Annotated in this window: 16 protein-coding genes; 9 read left to right on the forward strand and 7 right to left on the reverse strand. The window is 30.1% G+C overall.

From position 1 onward, the window contains the following. From Q0C16_RS04755 to aspS, 3 genes are all read right to left on the reverse strand, one after another. Nucleotides 1-1,504, reverse strand: a 1,504-nt coding sequence (locus Q0C16_RS04755; protein WP_292319992.1) for a radical SAM protein, incomplete at its 3' end; no start/stop codon positions are given. Next, nucleotides 1,479-2,408 (reverse strand): hypothetical protein, encoded by a 930-nt coding sequence (locus Q0C16_RS04760; RefSeq protein ID WP_292319994.1) that lies wholly within the window; start codon nucleotides 2,406-2,408, stop codon nucleotides 1,479-1,481. The genes Q0C16_RS04760 and Q0C16_RS04755, both read right to left, overlap by 26 nt. A gap of 9 nt (nucleotides 2,409-2,417) precedes the next feature. Then, the gene (gene aspS, locus Q0C16_RS04765; protein ID WP_292319995.1) at nucleotides 2,418-3,746 is read right to left on the reverse strand and encodes an aspartate--tRNA(Asn) ligase; all 1,329 of its coding nucleotides are present in this window, start codon (nucleotides 3,744-3,746) and stop codon (nucleotides 2,418-2,420) included. A 189-nt stretch (nucleotides 3,747-3,935) separates the two neighbouring features. Between aspS and Q0C16_RS04770 the strand changes: the two genes are divergently transcribed. From Q0C16_RS04770 to Q0C16_RS04790, 5 genes are all read left to right on the forward strand, one after another. After that, nucleotides 3,936-4,223 carry a hypothetical protein gene (locus Q0C16_RS04770; protein WP_292319996.1) on the forward strand — a complete coding sequence of 96 codons (288 nt, stop codon included), beginning with the start codon at nucleotides 3,936-3,938 and terminating at the stop codon, nucleotides 4,221-4,223. A gap of 19 nt (nucleotides 4,224-4,242) precedes the next feature. Next, the gene (gene hisS / locus Q0C16_RS04775; RefSeq protein ID WP_292319998.1) at nucleotides 4,243-5,544 is read left to right on the forward strand and encodes a histidine--tRNA ligase; all 1,302 of its coding nucleotides are present in this window, start codon (nucleotides 4,243-4,245) and stop codon (nucleotides 5,542-5,544) included. 66 nt (nucleotides 5,545-5,610) lie between these two features. Continuing rightward, a complete protein-coding gene (locus tag Q0C16_RS04780) occupies nucleotides 5,611-6,138 on the forward strand; it encodes a cysteine hydrolase family protein (RefSeq protein WP_292320000.1) in 528 nt (175 codons plus the stop codon). A 42-nt stretch (nucleotides 6,139-6,180) separates the two neighbouring features. Beyond that, the gene (locus tag Q0C16_RS04785) at nucleotides 6,181-9,096 is read left to right on the forward strand and encodes a glycoside hydrolase family 38 C-terminal domain-containing protein (RefSeq protein ID WP_292320002.1); all 2,916 of its coding nucleotides are present in this window, start codon (nucleotides 6,181-6,183) and stop codon (nucleotides 9,094-9,096) included. 35 nt (nucleotides 9,097-9,131) lie between these two features. Next, nucleotides 9,132-9,623: a hypothetical protein gene (locus tag Q0C16_RS04790; protein WP_292320004.1), complete on the forward strand. Its 492-nt coding sequence runs from the start codon at nucleotides 9,132-9,134 to the stop codon at nucleotides 9,621-9,623. Here Q0C16_RS04790 and ppsA read toward each other — a convergent pair. Then, nucleotides 9,620-12,016, reverse strand: a complete 2,397-nt coding sequence (ppsA, locus tag Q0C16_RS04795) for a pyruvate, water dikinase (RefSeq protein WP_292320006.1) — start codon at nucleotides 12,014-12,016, stop codon at nucleotides 9,620-9,622. The two genes, Q0C16_RS04790 and ppsA, sit on opposite strands and share 4 nt — an antisense overlap. A gap of 108 nt (nucleotides 12,017-12,124) precedes the next feature. Here ppsA and Q0C16_RS04800 point away from each other — a divergent pair, with 108 nt between their 5' ends. The 3 genes from Q0C16_RS04800 (at nucleotide 12,125) to Q0C16_RS04810 (ending at nucleotide 15,743) form a co-directional block, all read left to right on the forward strand. Continuing rightward, complete coding sequence (locus tag Q0C16_RS04800) at nucleotides 12,125-14,602, forward strand: tRNA(Met) cytidine acetyltransferase TmcA (protein WP_292320008.1); 2,478 nt, start codon at nucleotides 12,125-12,127, stop codon at nucleotides 14,600-14,602. Nucleotides 14,603-14,666: 64 nt separating this feature from the next. Further along, on the forward strand, nucleotides 14,667-15,146 hold the full coding sequence (locus Q0C16_RS04805; protein WP_292320011.1) for a flavin reductase family protein: 480 nt from the start codon (nucleotides 14,667-14,669) through the stop codon (nucleotides 15,144-15,146). Nucleotides 15,147-15,254: 108 nt separating this feature from the next. Then, nucleotides 15,255-15,743 (forward strand): class I SAM-dependent methyltransferase, encoded by a 489-nt coding sequence (locus tag Q0C16_RS04810; protein WP_367117910.1) that lies wholly within the window; start codon nucleotides 15,255-15,257, stop codon nucleotides 15,741-15,743. Here Q0C16_RS04810 and Q0C16_RS04815 read toward each other — a convergent pair whose 3' ends face one another. Further along, nucleotides 15,744-17,324, reverse strand: coding sequence for an AMP-binding protein (locus tag Q0C16_RS04815; protein ID WP_292320014.1), 1,581 nt, complete (start codon nucleotides 17,322-17,324; stop codon nucleotides 15,744-15,746). Between the two features lie 165 nt (nucleotides 17,325-17,489). On the opposite strand from Q0C16_RS04815, the gene Q0C16_RS04820 reads away from it, so the two are divergent. After that, on the forward strand, nucleotides 17,490-18,023 hold the full coding sequence (locus Q0C16_RS04820; RefSeq protein WP_292320015.1) for a hypothetical protein: 534 nt from the start codon (nucleotides 17,490-17,492) through the stop codon (nucleotides 18,021-18,023). Here the strand turns inward: Q0C16_RS04820 and Q0C16_RS04825 are convergent, their stop codons facing one another. Next, complete coding sequence (locus Q0C16_RS04825) at nucleotides 18,024-18,797, reverse strand: tRNA (adenine-N1)-methyltransferase (protein WP_292320017.1); 774 nt, start codon at nucleotides 18,795-18,797, stop codon at nucleotides 18,024-18,026. A gap of 12 nt (nucleotides 18,798-18,809) precedes the next feature. Next, nucleotides 18,810-19,760, reverse strand: coding sequence for an NAD-dependent epimerase/dehydratase family protein (locus Q0C16_RS04830; RefSeq protein ID WP_292320019.1), 951 nt, complete (start codon nucleotides 19,758-19,760; stop codon nucleotides 18,810-18,812). Nucleotides 19,761-19,815: the final 55 nt, after the last annotated feature.

Consider the following 19,815-nt stretch of genomic DNA (forward strand, 5'->3'; position numbering starts at 1 on the left):
CTCCTAGTACTTTTACTTCATTTATATAGCTTAATCTTGAATAATCTCCTTTTATAACTACCATTAATGGATAGCTTCCTACTTGCCTTGCGTAGCAAAAACCTTTATCACATTCTTCTACCCATAAATCCTTTAATATTGTTCCTTGAGGAGCAACTAAAGATAGCATATAAGGATCAAACTGATCTCTAATATAGTGAATAAAAGACTTAGATATGCCTTCGTTCTTTTTTCTTATTCCATGATCAATTCTATATGCCTTTGTGTTTTCTAATGCAAGCAATTTTCTTACATTTACCCTTCTAACCATTAATTTCCTTTTAATTATTTCTTCTAAAAACTCTTTATTATATCTATAGGTCTCTTTTGTTTCTCCAGGTAAACCTAATATGAAATTAATACCTGGAAGCAATTCTGGCAAACCATTATAGCCTCTAGATGAACCAACAGAATTAACAATTTCTATGGACTTAATAGCTTCATCGAATGTTACCTTTAAGTTGTTTATCTTTATTACCTTTGGATCTAAAGATTCGATACCAAACGCAGCCACATCCCCCGGGGTGTGATATTTTATTATTATATTTAACGCATCCATAGATTCTTTCGGGTACCTAGATATAGTACCAGGATTTACATTATCTATATGCAATACGTGTAAATTAGGAGCGTTAGACCTAATTCCATAAAACAACCTTCCTAATTCGTTTGAGTTAGGAATGGGCCATTCATCTTCTCCTATCCTTTCTGACCCATAGACAAGAATATCGGCTTGTCTCCCTAATCTAAAAGATCTAGCCCCATTATCATATAATGCCTTTACTTCTTTAACTATACCTTCTACTTTTCTTTGTATAGGTTTTCCTCTTAATGGCTCTACACAGAAGCTACAACCGCCAGATACCCACCTAGAGCATCCCCTATATGTTTCTAATTCAACAATAAGGTTTTTACCGTAATTGGGGTGTTGCTTTATTATTCTTGCTCCTAAAGCAGCAAACTTATCAACATCATCATAATTCTCCCTTATTTTATAGGGAGATGCGTTGCTTTCCCCATCTTTAAAAAATTCATAAAAATAAATTTCAGGATCACCAATTACTAGTACATCAAAACCCGCTTTTTTAAATACTGATGGACTTATTGCATCTTTACCTCCTATTTGACCTATTCCCCACTTTGCAGCTGGACCAACAAGTACCTTAAAGGGTTTATTTAAAACCTTAGCATATAATAAAAGTTCTTCACCGGTTATAGGTTTTCCTCCGATGTATTTGCCTGGGACTACTACACCTGCGGAAAATATAGCTAAATCATAATCATTATAATTAGTTAACTGGGTATTTCTTAGCTGATCTATTGTTACATATTTTATTTTAATATCATTATCAACACTCCATATAGCACCTGATATATATCTGGGATAAACATCTATATATGGAGGTACTCCTAGGCCTCCAGGCTCATCATTATACCCATCAACTATTAAAACTTTTCTCATCATTTTTATCTTCCTTTTTATTTAACAAAAATGAGTATAATAAAGCTAAAACTATAATAAATATTATAACAATGATTGAAATATATTCTGGAATAAAAATATTGATATCCAGAAATTTGCTTATGCTATTTATCAAAGAACTGATACCAATATAGCTCAAACCAATGGCAAGAAAACCATCTATATGCTTTAAATTTATCAAAGATTTGTTTACATTAAAATATATAGACCTAATAATCATTGTTCCAAATATAGTTGAGGAATAAGCTATTATTTCATTTCTTGTTAACAAGACTATTGCTGGAATTGAATCAAAGGCAAATATTAAATCAGTAACCTCAATTGCCAAAATAACCAAAAAATATTTAGTAGGATAAATTTTACCATTCTTTCTAATAAAGAAAGAAAATTTTTCATTTAATAATTCATCTTTAAAAAATCTTTTCTTTAAAAATAACACAAACCTAGATTCTTCATTTTCATTTCTTATTTCATTTTTGCCTAATTCATAAGCGCTAAATAAAACAATTAATGATAATAAAATAGAACCAAAGCTAAATATATCAATTAATTTTATACCTGCAAAAACAAAAAAGAACCTAAATATTAGTGCAGAATAACTTCCTATAGCTACAATTCTCTCTTGAAATTCAAAAGATATGGAAAATTGTTTAAATATAAGTAAGAAAACAAGGATATTGTCTAAACTAAGCGAAACCTCTAACAAATAAGAAGCTAAATATAGATAAGAACTGTGAAAACCATAATTTAAATAGAGCAATAAAAGGAAAAACATTGATAATGAAACCCAAATTAAAATTAAATACTTGAAATCTTTTTTAAATAGGAATTCAATACTAATACCAAATAAAAGTATTGCTAACAAAGAAAACCATATTAAATACATTTATACCACTTATGGTGTGATTCTTTCAGTATCCCTCGGTAAAAGCCTTGCTTCTCTTACATTATCAAGGTTTAAAAATTGCTTTACAATTCTTTCAAGCCCAAGTCCTACTCCTCCATGAGGCGGAGTTCCATCTTTGAAGAAGTCCAAATAGAACTTAAATCTCTTTTCATCTAATCCTTTGTCTTTCAAGTTTTTAACTAGCACATCATATCTATGTTCTCTCTGACTTCCAGTTGCTACTTCTAGCCCCTTAAATAATAGATCAAATCCATAAGTCCATTGATTGTCTTCTTGCTTTCTCATTGTATAAAATGGCCTTACTTTCCATGGATATTCAGTTACAAAAACAAAATCACTATTAAATTCCTTTTTAACATACTCTCCTAAAAGCTTTTCTGATTCGGTATCTAGATCATCACCTATTTCTAGGTGTTTTCCATAATAATTTTCTAGTATTTTATAAGCTTCCCTTATAGGTATTCTAGGTATCCTTTCTGGTATCGACACTTCTAAGTTGAAGAATTCTCTAACAGGTTTAAGGTATTTATCGCTTAAAGCTTTTTCTGACATCCTCTTAAAGAATCCTTCAACAGTATTTATAACATCTTCAACGCTGCTTATATAACCCATCTCCATATCAAGCCCATGGAATTCTGATAAGTGCCTCACAGTATGATGTGCTTCAGCTCTAAATACTGGACCGATTTCAAAAACCCTTTCTAATCCAGATATAACAGCTAATTGCTTATAAAATTGAGGGCTTTGAGCTAAATACGCTTCTTTACCAAAATAGATAACTGGGAAAACTTCAGCTCCTCCTTCTGTACCTGTTGCAACAATTTTTGGAGTAAATACCTCAACAAAACCGTTATCTGTTAGATATTCCCTAAAAGTCTTTGCTACCCAAGATTCAAAGATAAATATTGCAGATACCTTCCTGTTCCTAACATCAAGCCATCTATAATCAAGCCTAACATTAAATTGCGCATCAGTACTGCTATCAGGATCTAATGGTATTGGTTCAAACGGCTTGTTTAAAATATTTAATTTTTTAACTTGCACCTCATATTTTAATGATGACTTACCTTCAGTCAAAATTCCTTCAATGCATATAATTGATTCCTTAATTAATTCCTTTGATTTCTCAATTTCTTCTTCAGGTGTTATGCCTTTTTTAAAAACAAGCTGTAAAACACCTGTTCTATCTCTTAATAGTACAAATTTAACACCACCAAGGTCTCTAATATTGCTTACCCATCCGCATATCTTAATATCTTTATTTAAATAGTTTTGATGATTTTCATAAATTTCTTGGATAAAGTTATTTTTAAGCATTTTATATCTCCCTACGAATTTATCATTTATCTCAATTTTTAACTCTTTATGTTAAATTAACTCTTTATAATTATTAATAATAAATTTAATTTTATTGTTAATAAAAAGATTAAATATTAAACAGCTGCATTAAAAATAGGATTTGACTTGAGATGGAAACTATGCGTATCTGATAATATAAGTGTGGCTATGAAAATCAGTAGTATGGGTTATGATGTTCATGGTCATGATATAAAACTAACTCTATGTATTTGCGATAAAGTTTTAGATAACAAGCCAATTATTGACATAGAAAATTTACAAAATTTACTATCAACATTTCTAAAAAGATTAGACAGAAAAAAATTATGGGAAATAGTTGGAAATGAAGGTACTTTTGAAGATTTATTAATCTATATAAAAAATAATATAAAAATAAATAATGTTTGTGAAATTAGAGCTGAAATACCTAATAAAGAAATTTATTTAGAAATTTAACAAGATAAAGGGGATAAAAATGTCAAAAGAGTTTAAACCGCCAAGAGGCTTTAGGGACTTTCCTCCAGAAATAATGATACTAAGGAAAAATTTAATATCGAGGTTAGAAAATGTCTTTAAAAGATACGGATTCGACCCATTAGATACTCCAGCTGTTGAATATTGGGAGACTTTGTCTGGAAAATATGGAGAAGAAGCAGAAAACAGATTAATATGGCGTTTTAAAGATCCATGGAGTGATAAGGATTATGCTTTAAGATACGATTTAACGGTACCATTAGCGAGATTTATATCATCTCATCTTGATATTCAAATGCCATTTAAAAGATATCAAATAGGCCCTGTCTGGAGACACGAAGAGCCTCAAAAAGGAAGGTATAGAGAGTTTTATCAATGTGATGCGGATATTGTCGGATCACCTTATCCTGAGGCAGATGCAGAAATGATTAATTTAATTATTGACGCTGTAAAATCTCTTGGTTTCGAGTCAGGATTTGAAGTAAAAATAAATGACAGAAGACTTCTATCAGGAATATTTGAACAAGAACTCAATATAAAATCTCCATTAACTATTTATAGAATTATTGATAAGCTAGACAAGATAGGCATAGATAATGTTAGAAAGGAGTTAAGTGAAAAACTTGATAAAGATGTTGTAGAAAAAATTGTTGGTCTAATTAATATGAAAGGTAAACCAGATGAAATACTAGAAAATATCGATAAAAGTTTCGGTAAAAATGTTTTGGTAAAAAATGCATATAATCATTTAAACGAAATGCTGGAATTGGTTAATAATAAAGATAAAGTTGTTGTTGATCTAAGTTTAGTTAGAGGTTTGGATTATTATACTGGTCCAATTTATGAGGTCGTATTAAAAGAACCTAAAATTGGTAGCATTTCTGGAGGAGGTAGATATGATAATTTAGCAGGCATTTTTTCAGGAAAACAATTACCAGCAACTGGAGGAAGCATTGGAATAGAAAGAATAATTGATGCTGGCTTGGAATTAGGAATTTATACCCTTGATAAGAAGACTTATACTGATATACAATTAATATTTATTGGACAAGATACATTTAGGTATGCGTGGAATGTTGCAAACCTTTTAAGATCTAATGGATATAACGTTAAAATAGATTTGAATAGAAGTAAAGAAGATCAGCAAAGAAAAAAAGCAAACAAATTAAATATACCTTTATTTATTTTCATTGGTAAAAAAGAAGAAGAAACAAAAAGCGTAACAATATACAATACCAAAACTAATGAAAGAATTAATGTTAATTTAAGCGATATTATAGATAAAATAAGGAATCTTATATAATGAATTCTTAATTGTATTTATAAAAATATATTAACTTAGAGAACAACTGTTTTTATTGGTGATTATATGAAACCGGCTCTTGTAATAATTGATATGTTGAACGATTTCATTTCAGGTATTTTGAAAACAGATGAAGCAATGTTAACAGTTAAACCAACAAAAAAAGCTATTGATGTTTTTAGGAAGAAGAATTACCCAATATTTTATGTTAATGATTCACATTATTATAATGATTTCGAAATCTCCTTATGGGGACCACACGCTATGAAAGGAACTGATGGCGCAAAAGTATATAAAGAAATAGAGCCAGAAATAAATGATTATGTATTAGAGAAGCATGTATATAGCGCTTTTTATGACACACCTTTAGATTACCTTTTAAGGACAAACAATATTGACACAGTTTTTCTAGCAGGTTTAGATGCTGATATTTGTGTTAGGCACACTGCCGCAGATGCTTTCTTTAGAGGATATAAAATATATGTAATTAGAGATGCCGTAGCAGCAAGAATAGATAAAAACTGGGAAGTATATTATAAAAAGGTTTATAATGCTAATATAATAAATTCTGATGATCTTGATAAAATTATCTAAACCTTAATAATTTCTTTTAAAATAAAATATCTAGGGAAGAGATTGGAAAAAAGAAGCACAGGATCAATTGATGTAAAGCTTTTCTATATTTATGCAAATTCAATAGTTGATTATAAGGAGTTGGATTTAAAAAAGTGTGATTCGTGCTTTTGCACTAATTTGTCTATTGATAATAATAATGAACCTTGGATTTTCGTTGATATAGATGGAGAAGGAACTCTCGAAATAGATAATGAAAAATATGCAATATATGGAAGCAAAGAAATAACAGATGGAAAATGGATAAAAGCAACAAAATCTGGTCTAATAAAGTTATGTCCTTCCTATGTTGGCTTATTGGGAGAAAATAAAATATCAATTAACAAAATATATTTAATTTATTTTGAGCCTTCAACCTTTAGATTTTTAATAAAAGCAAAGCTAGTAAATGACGCATCAAAAGTTTTGCCATCAATTTCTGATGAGTTGCTAAGGATCCTTAACGATTCCCTAGACGAGATAACAATTGATTCTATAAAAGGAGATAAAATTGAAACTGCTTTAAAAACACAGCTAATAAAAGCCCCATGGTATCTTAATAATCTTGAAAATTATATAAGTATTAATGATATTGATGGAAAAGAAATAGATTTTTCAAAATTGAAAAAAAGTGCTGAAAGAGCAGAATCTATATTAGAAAAAGGTATGGAAAGATTAAGAAATAAATTTGGGCCTATAGGTAACCTTGACTTGATAGCGCATGCCCATATCGATTTTACATGGCTTTGGGATATAAACGTAACAAAGCAAAAAGTCTATAGGAATTTATCTAATGTGATATCATTAATTAAAAACAATAATTTTTTAAAGTATGGTATATCAAACATGGTTTATTTGAAATGGATTAAAGAAGAGTATCCTGAACTCTATAAAGAAATAAAGAATTTTGCGATGGAAAATAAACTAATACCGTTAGGAGGTATGTGGGTCGAAAGTGATACCAATTTACCAGGAGGAGAATCTTTAGTAAGACAGTTTCTTTATGGACAAAGATTTCTATTAAAGGAATTCAATAAAATCTCAACTATTGGTTGGTTGCCAGATTCTTTTGGTTTCTCCGCACAATTACCTCAAATAATGAAGAAGTCTGGAATAATTGGCTTCTATACGCATAAATTATATTGGAATAGCATAAATAAATTTCCCTATTCTGTTTTCTTATGGAAAGGTATTGACGGATCTGAAATGCCATCCATAAATTATCCAACTTATGGAAGCGATTTATCTCCAAGTCAATTAGTAAACGCATGGAATGATCATAAAATAAAAGATTTACCAGCATTTTTAGTTTTTGGTCATGGAGATGGAGGGGGAGGGCCAACATGGCTAATGCTAGAGAGGTTTTTAACATACAAAGACTTCCCTGGTTTACCAAAACTTACAGTTAAATTACCTCAAGAACATATAAGTGAAATTAAAGAACATATGGAATTATTACCTATTTGGTATGGAGAGCTTTATTTAGAAACCCATAGAGGAGTTTATACAAATGGCGTAAAGCTAAAAAGATTGATAAGAGAAACAGAGATGAAATTAATTCAAATTGAGACTTGGTCTTCTCTTTTAAATAAAAATATTAACATGGAAAAGTACTGGATAAAACTTCTCGAATTTGAATTTCATGATGCTATTTCAGCAACAACAACTTATCAGGTCTATGAAAATATAATTAATGAGCTTGATTCAATAATAAATCAGCTTAACCAAGTTTTACTGTCAATGTTGAAAGATCTGATAATAAATGATAATAATTATATAACTTTTTTCAATTATCTCCCTTGGAAAAGGGAAGAATTAATAGAATTAGAAAACCCATTAAAAGGTAAGGTGTGCCAAAAATTTGGAGAAAAATATTTAACTGAAATAGATTTACCTCCTACAGGATTCATTTCATACGAAGTCGGTCCTTGCATATCTCAGTTCAACACAGAAATTTCCAACGATAAATATATAGAAAACAATTATTTTATTTTAAATAAAGAAGGACAGAAAATAAAAGTTTATGACAAAGAAAATAAAAGGTACTCTATAAATGATATTTATTTACTTCTGTGTGAAGATATGCCAGAGAAGTTTGATGGATGGGATATAGATGAAAACTATAAAAGAGTTTGTAAAAAAATTAGCTTGAATTTTATCGGTTCTGAAAAAGGACCATTAATGAGCTGTTTAAACTTTGTTAATGATATTAACAATTCTGAAATAAAAACAAAGATTTGTTTAAGAAGAAATGTAATAGAGGTTAATCATGAAGTTGATTGGCATGAAAATCTTAAACTGCTTAAAACAGTTATTGAAGCAAACATTATGGGTCAATACAATCATGCTGAGATACCTTATGGAGTAATAGAAAGACCAACTCTACCTAGTAACAGTTGGGATAGAGCAAAATATGAAGTCCCTATGTGGAAATGGACTGATGTCTATGACCCTGACTATGGTATATCAATAATAAACTTTGGAAGGCAAGGTTATAGCGTTTCTTCAAATATACTAAGCTTATCTTTATTAAGGTCTCCCTTATTCCCCAACCCAAAACTAGATAGAGGTAGACAAGATATAAAATATTGGATATATCCTCACAAAAATACTTGGAGAGAATCCCTTACTCCTAAGTTAGCTATGGAATTAAATAATCAGGTTATCTATATTAAAGGAAAATCAGATAAAAGAAGCTTCTTGGAAATAGATCCAAGCTTGATGATGTTTGGATCGTTAAAAATGATGGAAGATACTGATAACTTGATATTAAGAATCTGGGAGACTTATGGGAAAAGCGTTTGCATAGATCTTAAGTTTGAAAATTATATTATAGAAGGTGAAACCAATTTAATTGAAACAGAAAAAAATGAATTAAATAAAGTGTGCCTAAAGCCTTACGAGATAAAAACGTTGATATTAAAAAAGGTAAAGTCTTAATATTCTATTATATATTATAAAACATGGTGCAAAGATTGTCAATTGAAGTATTGGGGATTGAAGAATTCCACAATATGATACTAAACGAGGCAAATAAAGAGAAAAGTAAATATGATCCTAAAATAACTGAAGAGGAAATCAAAAAATTATTAGATGAATTGAAAGAAAGAAATGCAGAAATAGTTAAGATAGGCGATAAAGAAATTATCAAGGTAAAATTGAAGAATTCTATATCATTTATAGTTGTTTATCAACCTTATTATAAAATTAAAGCAGTTGAAGCGATGAAAGACTTAGAAAAAATTTCGTCGATAATAGAAAACTCATTTAATTTATTGGTATTTTATTCTAGGAGAGGGAAGCTAACTACTTCAGCATACCTATATTTAGGTAATGTCATGGAGGAAAACGAGTTAGGAATATTATTTATTAATGGCAATGCAAAAGAAATAATAGAAGTTTTTGATATATTAGAAAAAAATGGTTCTTACACACCTGAAGAAGAAAGTTTTATTAATATAGATTAAGACTTATTGATACTGTTTTCAACTAATATTCTTCTCTCAACGCTAGCTACATGTCTCCTTACTTTAATTACCGCATCAGGATTTACGCTTATAGAATCTATACCCTTTCTAACAAGGTTCTCAACAATTTCTGGATAAACGCTTGGAGCTTGACCGCATATACTTACGGTTGCATTATGCCTATGAGCTGCATCTATTAGCATACCTATTGATTTGAGGACCGCTGGATCTCTTTCATCAAAATATCCCATCTTAGCTAATAATGAACTATCTCTATCAACTCCTAATGTTAATTGAGTTAAGTCATTACTACCAACACTAAATCCGTCTACCATTTTTGCAAATTCATCTGCTAAAATAACTGTGCTAGGAACTTCAACCATTATCCACACTTTAAAGTCCTTTCCTCTTTTAAGTCCTTCATCTTCCATTATTTTCATGGCTCTTTCTAATTCCCAAGTAGTTCTAACAAATGGAAACATTACATAAACATTTTTTAAACCCATTTCTTCTCTAACTTTTTTAATAGCTTTAACCTCAAGTCTAAATGCTGGTTCATATGGTTTTTGTATATATCTAGAAACCCCCCTCCATCCTATCATTGGATTTCTTTCATCAGATGGCTCATATTTTTCTCCTCCCTTTAACCTGCTATATTCATTGGTCTTAAAGTCACTGAATCTAACAACTAAGGGTCTTGGTGAAATAGCAGCAGCAACTTTTGCAATCCCTTCTGCCAATCCATCGATAAAAACATCAGGTTTTCCTTGCTCTATCAAATAAAGCGGGTGATAACCTATCTTACTTGAAATTATGAACTCAACTCTCATCAAACCAATTCCATCAAATGGCAAATTAACATATCTATCGATTTCATCAGGTTCTCCTAAATTCATATAGATCTTTGTGCCTGTAACAGGGTAAAGATCTGCTAAAAATTCTAGACTTATTTTTTGTTCTCCTTCTTCTCCTTTCTTTTTAGACTCTTCTTTTTTCTCAGTTATTCCATAAGTAACAACTCCTCTACTTCCATCAACAGTAATTGGCATTGAATCTTTAATGGCAGAAGTTGCATTTCCTGTTCCAACAACAGCGGGCTTTCCCAATTCTCTTGCAACAATAGCAGCGTGTGCTGTCATACCACCTTCATCGGTAACAATAGCTGAAGCCATTTTCATATAAGGTACCCAATCTGGGTCGGTCATTTTAGTTACCAAAACGTCTCCAGGTTTCATTTTTTCAGCGGCTTCATTAACTGTATGTATTATCTTTGCTAATCCGCTTGCTATACCAGGGCTAGCTGGAAGCCCTCTAGTCAAAATACTTCCTTCTTTTCCTGTTTTTTGTCTAGACCATACCGTTTCAAATCTTGCTTGAACTATCATAATATTTCTTGGAAAAGTTAAATCCATATCTATAGCCCATTCCATATCTAATGCATGATTAAATGCGTCTTCAGCCTTCTTTGCAATTTCTGCTAAATATTTTATCTCTTCATCCCTTAATGATGAGGACTTTGAAGTTATGCCAAACATTTTTAATAAATCATATAAAGGCCCTTCCGGATAATCTTCCGGATTATCAAGTAACTCTATATCGACGTTTTTCTTATTTACTGGATCATAAAACCTGCCTATCTTCTTTGCTGATATTCTTCTTTCAATTATATTTAATGTATTTTTATCTAAGACGAAGCTATCCGGTGTAACAATACCTCCTACAATTAGTTCTCCTAGACCCCATGATGATTCTATGACAATTTTATTTGTTTCTCCAGTAGCTGGGTGAACTGTAAACATTACCCCAGAACTCTTACTATTTACCATCTTTTGAACTATAACAGCTATTGATACCTTTCTATGATCTAACCCTAAGCTTTCCCTGTAAATTAATGCTCTTGCAGTCCATATGCTTGCCCATACCATCTTTACATACTTTAGTAAATCTTCTATACCTTGCACATTTAAATATGTATCTTGAATCCCTGCAAAGCTTGCTTCAGCAACATCTTCTAAAGTAGCGCTGCTTCTTACAGCAACTCTAGGATTCTCAATCCCTAATCTTTTACCTAACTCAATATATGATTGTTCTATCATATCTTTTAAATCATCTGGTATATCAGTAACTTCGAATTTTCTTGTTATTTCTTCACTTATTTTTTCGATTTCTCCAGGCTTTAATGAACCAATCTTTTTAACAGTATCATTTAAATATTGCTTTAAACCTGTTTTTTCTATAAAGTATTCATATGATTTTGATGTAATTACCAATCCGGGAGGAACTGGAAAGTTATGTTTAGTTAATTCTACTAATCCTTTAGCCTTACCTCCTAATAGCTCAATATTTAAATCCTTAATTTCATCAAGCCATAATATATAAGAATTTTCCTCCACTACTCAGCCCCATATTTCACAAAGTGAAAGGAAACCTTTTAAAATCTTATGCTCCAACAAACCTTATACTTATTATTTAAGATTAAAACAATATATTAGAGGGGAAGAATGGAAGAAACAAATGATAGAAAAAACTCTAAAGAAATAATAAAGAAAAGAGCAGAAGAGTTAACATTTGATATAAATTTTGATATGCCGATTGGTTTCCTTAGATTTATGAAAATGCTTAAAAAAGCAATATTACAATCCTACAAAAGCAAGAAAAGAATTATGATAGTTTTAAGTGGGGATAATCAAGAAGAAATTGGCATATTAACTTCAAAATTAATCTTATCATATGAAAACATATTAAGGGAAGAGCAAATTATTAAAAATTTGAATTTTTTATATGTTTTTTATGATCACAGCGATGCATCAAAGCTGAAAAAAGAGATAGCTAAACGGAATGTAAAAGAAAAAGGAGGAAAGCTAAGCCTATCAATATATAGAATTGAGGATTCAAAAAAACTTATGGGACAAACATTTCAAGGTGCAATAATTGATTTATATGAAGACCTTAGACCCAACTATATAGGCATTATATCTGGTTTAGTAGAAAAAGGAGGTTTGCTAATTTTACAAACTCCTTCGTGGGATAAGTGGGATAATAAAATAACGTTCTTTAAGAAAAATTTGATAGTTCCGAATTATGAAAATCCTAGAAACATTTTCATAACATGGTTTAAGAAAAAAATAATTGAGCATAGAGAAAACGTTTTCGTTTATGATGCAGATAATGATAAATTATTAAATGAACCTGAAATAATATATGATATTCCAAAAGAAAAAGAATTAGTAATACCATCAGACATAACTTTTCCTAAAGAAGTTTATGAATTAGCTTTAACTCAGGATCAAATAAATGTAATTAAAGAAAGCGAGTCCCTAATAGATTTTAATGAAAAAAAGAAGGTAATAGTCGTCACAGCAAATAGGGGTAGGGGGAAAAGCTGTGCAATAGGATTGAGCTTATCAGGTTTAGTAAAATCTTTATCGGATAAGAAAAAAGTAAAAATTATTGTTACGTCTCCAAGCCTTGAAAATACTCAAAGCCTCATGGAATTAGCTATAAAAGGATTAGAAAAACAAAACTTTAAAATCAAAGTTGATAGAAATAAAGAAAATTTAATTTATGGTATCTATGGAGACAACTTTTCAATTTCTTATTTGGAGCCAAAAGATGCAATACAAGAATGGTGCGATATATTGGCTATAGATGAAGCTAGCGGGCTCCCTGTTACGTTGTTGGTCAAATTATGGCAATCCCATAAGAAAATTTTAATTGCTTCTACTTTGCACGGCTATGAAGGGGCTGGTAGGGGATTCAGCTTTAGATTTTTAAATTATTTAAAAAAAGATGAAAATACTATATTAAAACAATTGGAAATGGTTACGCCAATTAGGTATGCTGAAAACGATCCAATTGAAAAATGGGTATTCGATGTTTTATTATTGGATGCAGAGCCAGTAGAGATTGATGAACAGGATTTAAAAGATATAAATGAAGGGAAGTTAAATTACCTAATCGCAAAGCCTGAAGAACTATTTTTTAACAATGAGCAATTACTAAGGCAAATATTTGGAATATATGTGCAAGCCCATTATAGGAATGAACCGGATGACTTAGCATTAATTGCTGACGCTCCACATTACAGCATAAGAGCTATAACAACTCATAAGGGTAAAGTTGTATCAGCATCTCTTCTTGCAGAAGAAGGTGGTTTAAGTTATGAATACAGTAAGTCTTTATTGCTAGAAGATAAAACAAGAGGCAATATAATACCAGATAGAATCATAAAACATTACAGAATCTTTGATTTCGGAAACCTTAGAGGATGGAGGATTGTGAGGATTGCAACTCATCCATTGCTTCAAAATAAAGGATTAGGGAGCAAATTAATATATTATTTGATTAATGAAAGCTTGGAAAAGAACTTTGATTGGATAGGCAGTGGTTTTGGTATTAATGTAGAACTATCAAATTTCTGGATTAAAAACAAGTTTTCTATAATCCACATGAGTCCTGATAGAAACCCGATTAGCGGTGAATATACTGTATTAGTTCTTAAAGCTTTATCTGAAAAAGCAAAGAAAATAGAAAAAATTGCCGAAAGCATTTTTAAGAGTAAGCTGATCTATAGCCTTTATGATACTTATAAAAATATGGAACCAGAATTGGCATTAGTTTTGTTGAATTCAATACCTATAGATAAAATGGAAGAAATAAACGAAATTGAAAAGAAGAGGCTTTGGGCATACCTTTATGGAACTATGACCTATGAAACAACAAATGATATAATATTTAAAATAGTAAATAATTATTTTAAAATTTTACCAATAGATAATGAAATTTTGGATGAATTTGAAAAGAAGTTACTTATATTAAAAGTTATGCAAGGAAGAAGCTGGAAAGAAACTAGTAAAGAGATGAAAATATCAACAGATAAAGCTGAAAATATTATTAAAAAAGCTATAATAAAATTAGCAAATTATTACTACAAAATAGATCAAAATTTTTCGCCGGGTATAGATTCTTCTTCTCTTTAATTATTAATGATTAGCCATTAAATGTTTATTAAATTTACAATGAAAATTAGATTTGGGGATATCAATGAATGAACAAGAACTGTTAAAACTATTCATGAGACAGTCAGCCCAACAAGTGTATGTAGTTACATCAAAAAGTAAAAATGGTTATTCAGCTATAACCGTATCAAGCTTAACAAGCATTAGTATGGATCCTCCTTTAATGATGATTTCTATAGACAAAAAATCGCATAATCATGAAATTTTAGTAAATTCTGAACACTTTATAATAACTTTATTATATTATGGAGATGAAGAAATATCTAAAATAATGGCAGATAGAATAGATGCTAAAGAAAAGCTTGAAAAAGTTGGATATACAGAAAGTGGATATGGACCTATACTAAATATTGAAAGACCGTATTTAATATTATCAAACTATAAAGTTTATGATGCTGGAGATCATAGTATAATACTTGGTAAAATTATCGATGGAAAAATTTCAGATATAAAATGTCCATTAGTTTATTATAATAGAAACTATACTACATTAAAGAGCTGCTAATATATTTAAAAATGTAAAAATTTAATTAAATATATATGAAATGTGTAAAAGGGAGAAAAATTGAATAAAGAATTGGAGGAGGCTGAAGAAGAGTTAAGGTGGATAGCTATGGCATTCGGTGGTCCGTCGGTACCTTTTGTTCCTACAAGAAAAGAGGTATTTGATTTAGTATTTGAGGCCTTAGATCTTAAGGAGAATGACGTACTTTATGATTTAGGTTGTGGTGATGGGAGAATAATTATTGAAGCTGCAAAAAAATATCCAATAAAAAAAGCTATAGGAGTTGAGATGAGAGAAGAGCTAATAAAAGATATTATGAACAAAATAAGAGAAGAAAAAATAGAGGAAAGGGTTCAAGTTGTACAAGGAGACTTCTTTAAAGTACCTATAAGTGATGCAACAGTTGTATATATGTATTTGCTTACAAGCGTAAATGAAGCATTGAAGCCTAAACTTAAACAAGAGCTTAAGCCTGGTACGAGAGTTGTAACACTTGATTTTCAAATACCAGGTTGGAAACCAGTAAAGGTAATAGGAGACAAGCTGGGATGGCAGAAAACATTATATGTTTATGTAATAGGTGAGTCTGACAAATAATTAATTCTTTAAAACCCTTTGTCTTAGCTCACTTCTTCTTATTTTACCTGTAGTAGTTGTTGGTAATGAATCAACAAACTCTATTACACTTGGATACGCATATAAAGCAAATTTTTTCTTAACATAATCTTTAATTTCTTCTTTAATATCTTCATTACCTTTTATACTTTCTTTCAAAACAACAAATGCAACAATTTTCATTCCCTTTTCTTTATCTTCAATACCTATAACTGCAGATTCCTTAACATATGGATGCGAATTAATTATATTTTCGATTTCTATTGGATTTATCCTATAGCCAGAAACCTTTATTATTTCATCTTTCCTACCTATGAAAATTAGATATCCTTCTGAATCTAAGTAGCCTATATCTCCAGTCAATATAAATTTGTTATCAATTATCTTTTTTGATGTAGATTCAGGGCTTTTATAATATTCTATCATTACGCCCGGATCAGGAAGAGTAACAGCTATTTCTCCTATCTCATTTTTTCCTAAGATGTTATAATTGTCATCGACAATTATTATATTATGCCCAGGACATGGAATACCAACAGTATTAATTTTTTTATTCATTAATAGAGAACTTTCACAAGTTATTAGCCCCGTTTCAGTTTGACCATATGTATTATTTATGCTTATACCCATCTTTTTCCCCCATTCATATATATCTGATGTAACTATCTCTGAACCAGTTAATATTGATCTTATCTTCAAATCATATTTTTTAAACTCATCACCCAATTTCATAATCATTCTCAAAGCAGTTGGAACCAACACTGTACCTGTTACCTTATATTTTTCATATTTAATTAATAAATCAGATACATCTAGTTTACCTTCTCTTTTATAAACAACTAAAGGTATTCCATAATATAAAGATGGTAAAGCCATATTACCTAGACCGCCAATCCAAGCCCATTCTATAGGAGTCATAAATACATCATTTTCTCTTGGAGCTAAGTCTAAAGAGATTTGAAAAGATGGTAATATACCTAAAATCCAACTATGAGGCAATAGAGCCCCCTTAGGTTCCCCAGTTGAACCTGATGTAAACAATAAATGGGATGGCTTGTTTTTATCTGTATCATATTCTAAATTAGATATCTTTGTTATAGAATCTATATCATAATCTCCTCCATCATTGCTTACTATAATTATATCCTTGCTTACTTCCCTTAATTTTTTAGTTTGTGTATGATCAGAAAAGATGACTTTAGACTTGGTTTTTTCTAATCTAATTTTAATAGATTCTGTTCCTAAAAGAGTCGATATTGACATAAAAATTGAATTATTTTTATAAGTTCCTATAATTGCTGACAATAAATTAAAGCTTTGCTGCATTATACCTCCTACAACATCGTTATTTTTTATATTTAGATCTGAAAGAAATTTTGCTATACCATTGCTTTTTTCTCTTAAGTATTGAAATGATAACTCTTTGTCCTCTTCTATAACAGCGATACCTTCCCTTGAATCAATTGTTTTGGGCAAACTAAAATAGCTTGGCCATTTAAAATTTTTTATTATATCATTTAATTTGTTTCCAAAATTTCTGATATCAAATACTTTTATATCCATTTCCTATGCCTCTTAATATTACTTTCTTTTATTAATATACTTAATTAAAGTTTAAATTTTAATCCTATATAATTTTATTATACACAATTTTTGAAGAAAGTAGTGTAATACTATCTAATCCTCCTAATTAAACTTTAAAAAGAATATAATTAATGGTGCTATATATTGAGCGATCAAACTACTGATAATAAGGCAATTACAAAAGATGAGCTTATTGAATGGTTAAGGAAAAAACTAGAGGACCTTAAAGAGGAAACGAGAATTATAGAAACGCTTCTTAATTATATAGAAGATTCCTCAAAACAAAACATCAATGAAAAAAGCGAAGAAGTGAAAATTGGAAGGAGAAAAATAGGAAAAATATATAGAGGAGAAGGTTATGTTAGATTAGTACCTGATTTACCAATACCTTTACCGCAAGAGCTTAAAGAATATTTAGAAACAGTTGAAGGTGAATTGAAGTCAACACAAATTAAAAATGGTTTACAAGATCAAGATCAGGTAAAGTTAATAATTAAAGAGAGGCCTGACGCTAGTATATCAGAAATAAGATTTGAAAACTTAAATACAACTATTGAAATGCTTAAGGCTAAGGCTGCTTTAAAATATACTGCAGAAGTTTCTTATCAAATCTACAAAGCACAAAGTAAAGGAGAAGAAAGCGAGGGAATCGATGAAAGTAAAGAAGGAGAATCTTAATTATTTAAGAACTCTTAACAATATAATAAATCCAGTATGACCTATTGTTCTTACGGATGGCCTTAAAGCTTCTTTCCTGGGTTCCCATTCTCTCTTAATTAACTCTGAAATTTCTTGTATCACATATTTATCATCAATGTTTAATAAAAGTTTCTCTATTTGATTTACTGTAGGAACGAAAATTACAACAGGAGCACTAATTTTAATGGATTTATGTATTTTATTTAAGGCATTCCATGGATCTGCCATATCCAGAAAAGCCGCATCAAAGTTTTCTTCATCAATACCTTCTCTAATATCCTTTTTATTTATAATAATACAATCTAGAAAATTTGCCTTTTCTAAGTTCTTCTTTGCTATCTCTATCATATCATCCCTTATATCATAAGCATAAACCTTCCCATCAGGACAAATGTGTTTTGCAATTTCTATGGTTAAAAATCCACTTCCAATTCCAGCTTCTAAAACTTTCATCCCTTTCCTTATACCAGATAGGGAGGTAATATAACCTGAATCTTTTGGATATATTACTTGACTTTTCCTTTTCAAATCATACATTATTTTATCATAAAGGCTTGGTTCAATTAAATACAAAATACCTTTATCTAATTTTATTGTTTCTCCATAATCTTTCCCTACAATTTCTTTTCCTTGTATGTTGCCTAAAAATGTAGAATAAGATTGCCTTGCATCTATTGTAAAAAAATACAATTTCCTTCTGCCAGCTTTATTATCTGCAATAATTAAAACTTTTTGGCCATCGTTAATAGGCATTTATAACACCAATTACTCGTATAAAGCCTCTTTAACAGCTTTCTTAACTGCCTCATAGCTATTTAATTTTGGCTTCCAACCAACAGACTTTGCCTTTTCTATACTTAATAGCATGTATTTTACATCACCAACCCAACCTCTTCCTCCATTAACTCCTCCTGTTAAATAAATTTTCGGATTTAAGCCCATTTCCCCTATAATAATTTTAGCTATATCCATAACTGTTATTTGATCTTCACTTCCTATGTTATATACATCATAAGTTAAATTTTTCTCCTCAGTTTTATTAAATAAATAAAACATTCCCTCAACAACATCTTTAACATGTATATAGCTTTTGCTTTGTGTTCCATCGCCTAATATTTCCAATTTATTTTTATCTTTTCTCAATTTTTCTATAAAATCGTGTATAACCCCATGATTTGATCTCTTGCCTATTACATTTGCCAGACGAAATGAAACAGATATCATATTAAATGTGTGCGAATAAGCGCTTATAATCGCTTCAGATGCTAGTTTTGCACCTCCATAGATACTTATTGGTTCTAATGGAGCGTAGTTTTCAGGTGTTGGTATAACTTTAGCATCACCATAAACTGTTGAAGAAGAAGTAAAAGCTAGTTTTTTAACTTTATTTTTTCTCATGGCTTCTAATAAAATGTATGTCATATTAACATTTAAATCATAAAGAGAATCAGGGGATTGTTCTCCAATTCTAACCTCAGGATTAGCAGCTAAGTGATAAACCATATCAACGTCTTTCAGAGAATCTGATGCAATACCTGGATCTCTTAAATCTCCTTTTATAAATTCAAAATTTTTTAAACCGATAAGATGTTTTATGTTTTCTAAGCTACCAAAACTTAAGTTGTCTACTACTTTAACTTCATACCCTTTTTCTACTAAATAATCAGATAAATGTGATCCGATAAAGCCAGCACCACCAGTTATTAGTATTTTCATTTTAAATCCCCTATTTTATGTCATATTAAACATTTTTATCTTTTCCATTAATTTC

The organism is Caldisphaera sp. (genome assembly GCF_023256325.1).
Lineage (GTDB): Archaea > Thermoproteota > Thermoprotei_A > Sulfolobales > Acidilobaceae > Caldisphaera.

Excerpts from the sequence above, each read along its gene's own strand:
- Q0C16_RS04800 (WP_292320008.1), top strand. The coding sequence starts at position 12,125 with ATGGAAGAAACAAATGATAGAAAAAACTCTAAAGAAATAATAAAGAAA.
- Q0C16_RS04760 (WP_292319994.1), bottom strand. The coding sequence starts at position 2,408 with ATGTATTTAATATGGTTTTCTTTGTTAGCAATACTTTTATTTGGTATT.
- Q0C16_RS04825 (WP_292320017.1), bottom strand. The coding sequence starts at position 18,797 with ATGCCTATTAACGATGGCCAAAAAGTTTTAATTATTGCAGATAATAAA.
- Q0C16_RS04815 (WP_292320014.1), bottom strand. The coding sequence starts at position 17,324 with ATGGATATAAAAGTATTTGATATCAGAAATTTTGGAAACAAATTAAAT.
- Q0C16_RS04780 (WP_292320000.1), top strand. The coding sequence starts at position 5,611 with ATGAAACCGGCTCTTGTAATAATTGATATGTTGAACGATTTCATTTCA.
- hisS (WP_292319998.1), top strand. The coding sequence starts at position 4,243 with ATGTCAAAAGAGTTTAAACCGCCAAGAGGCTTTAGGGACTTTCCTCCA.
- Q0C16_RS04805 (WP_292320011.1), top strand. The coding sequence starts at position 14,667 with ATGAATGAACAAGAACTGTTAAAACTATTCATGAGACAGTCAGCCCAA.
- aspS (WP_292319995.1), bottom strand. The coding sequence starts at position 3,746 with ATGCTTAAAAATAACTTTATCCAAGAAATTTATGAAAATCATCAAAAC.
- Q0C16_RS04810 (WP_367117910.1), top strand. The coding sequence starts at position 15,255 with ATGGCATTCGGTGGTCCGTCGGTACCTTTTGTTCCTACAAGAAAAGAG.
- Q0C16_RS04770 (WP_292319996.1), top strand. The coding sequence starts at position 3,936 with ATGAAAATCAGTAGTATGGGTTATGATGTTCATGGTCATGATATAAAA.
- Q0C16_RS04830 (WP_292320019.1), bottom strand. The coding sequence starts at position 19,760 with ATGAAAATACTAATAACTGGTGGTGCTGGCTTTATCGGATCACATTTA.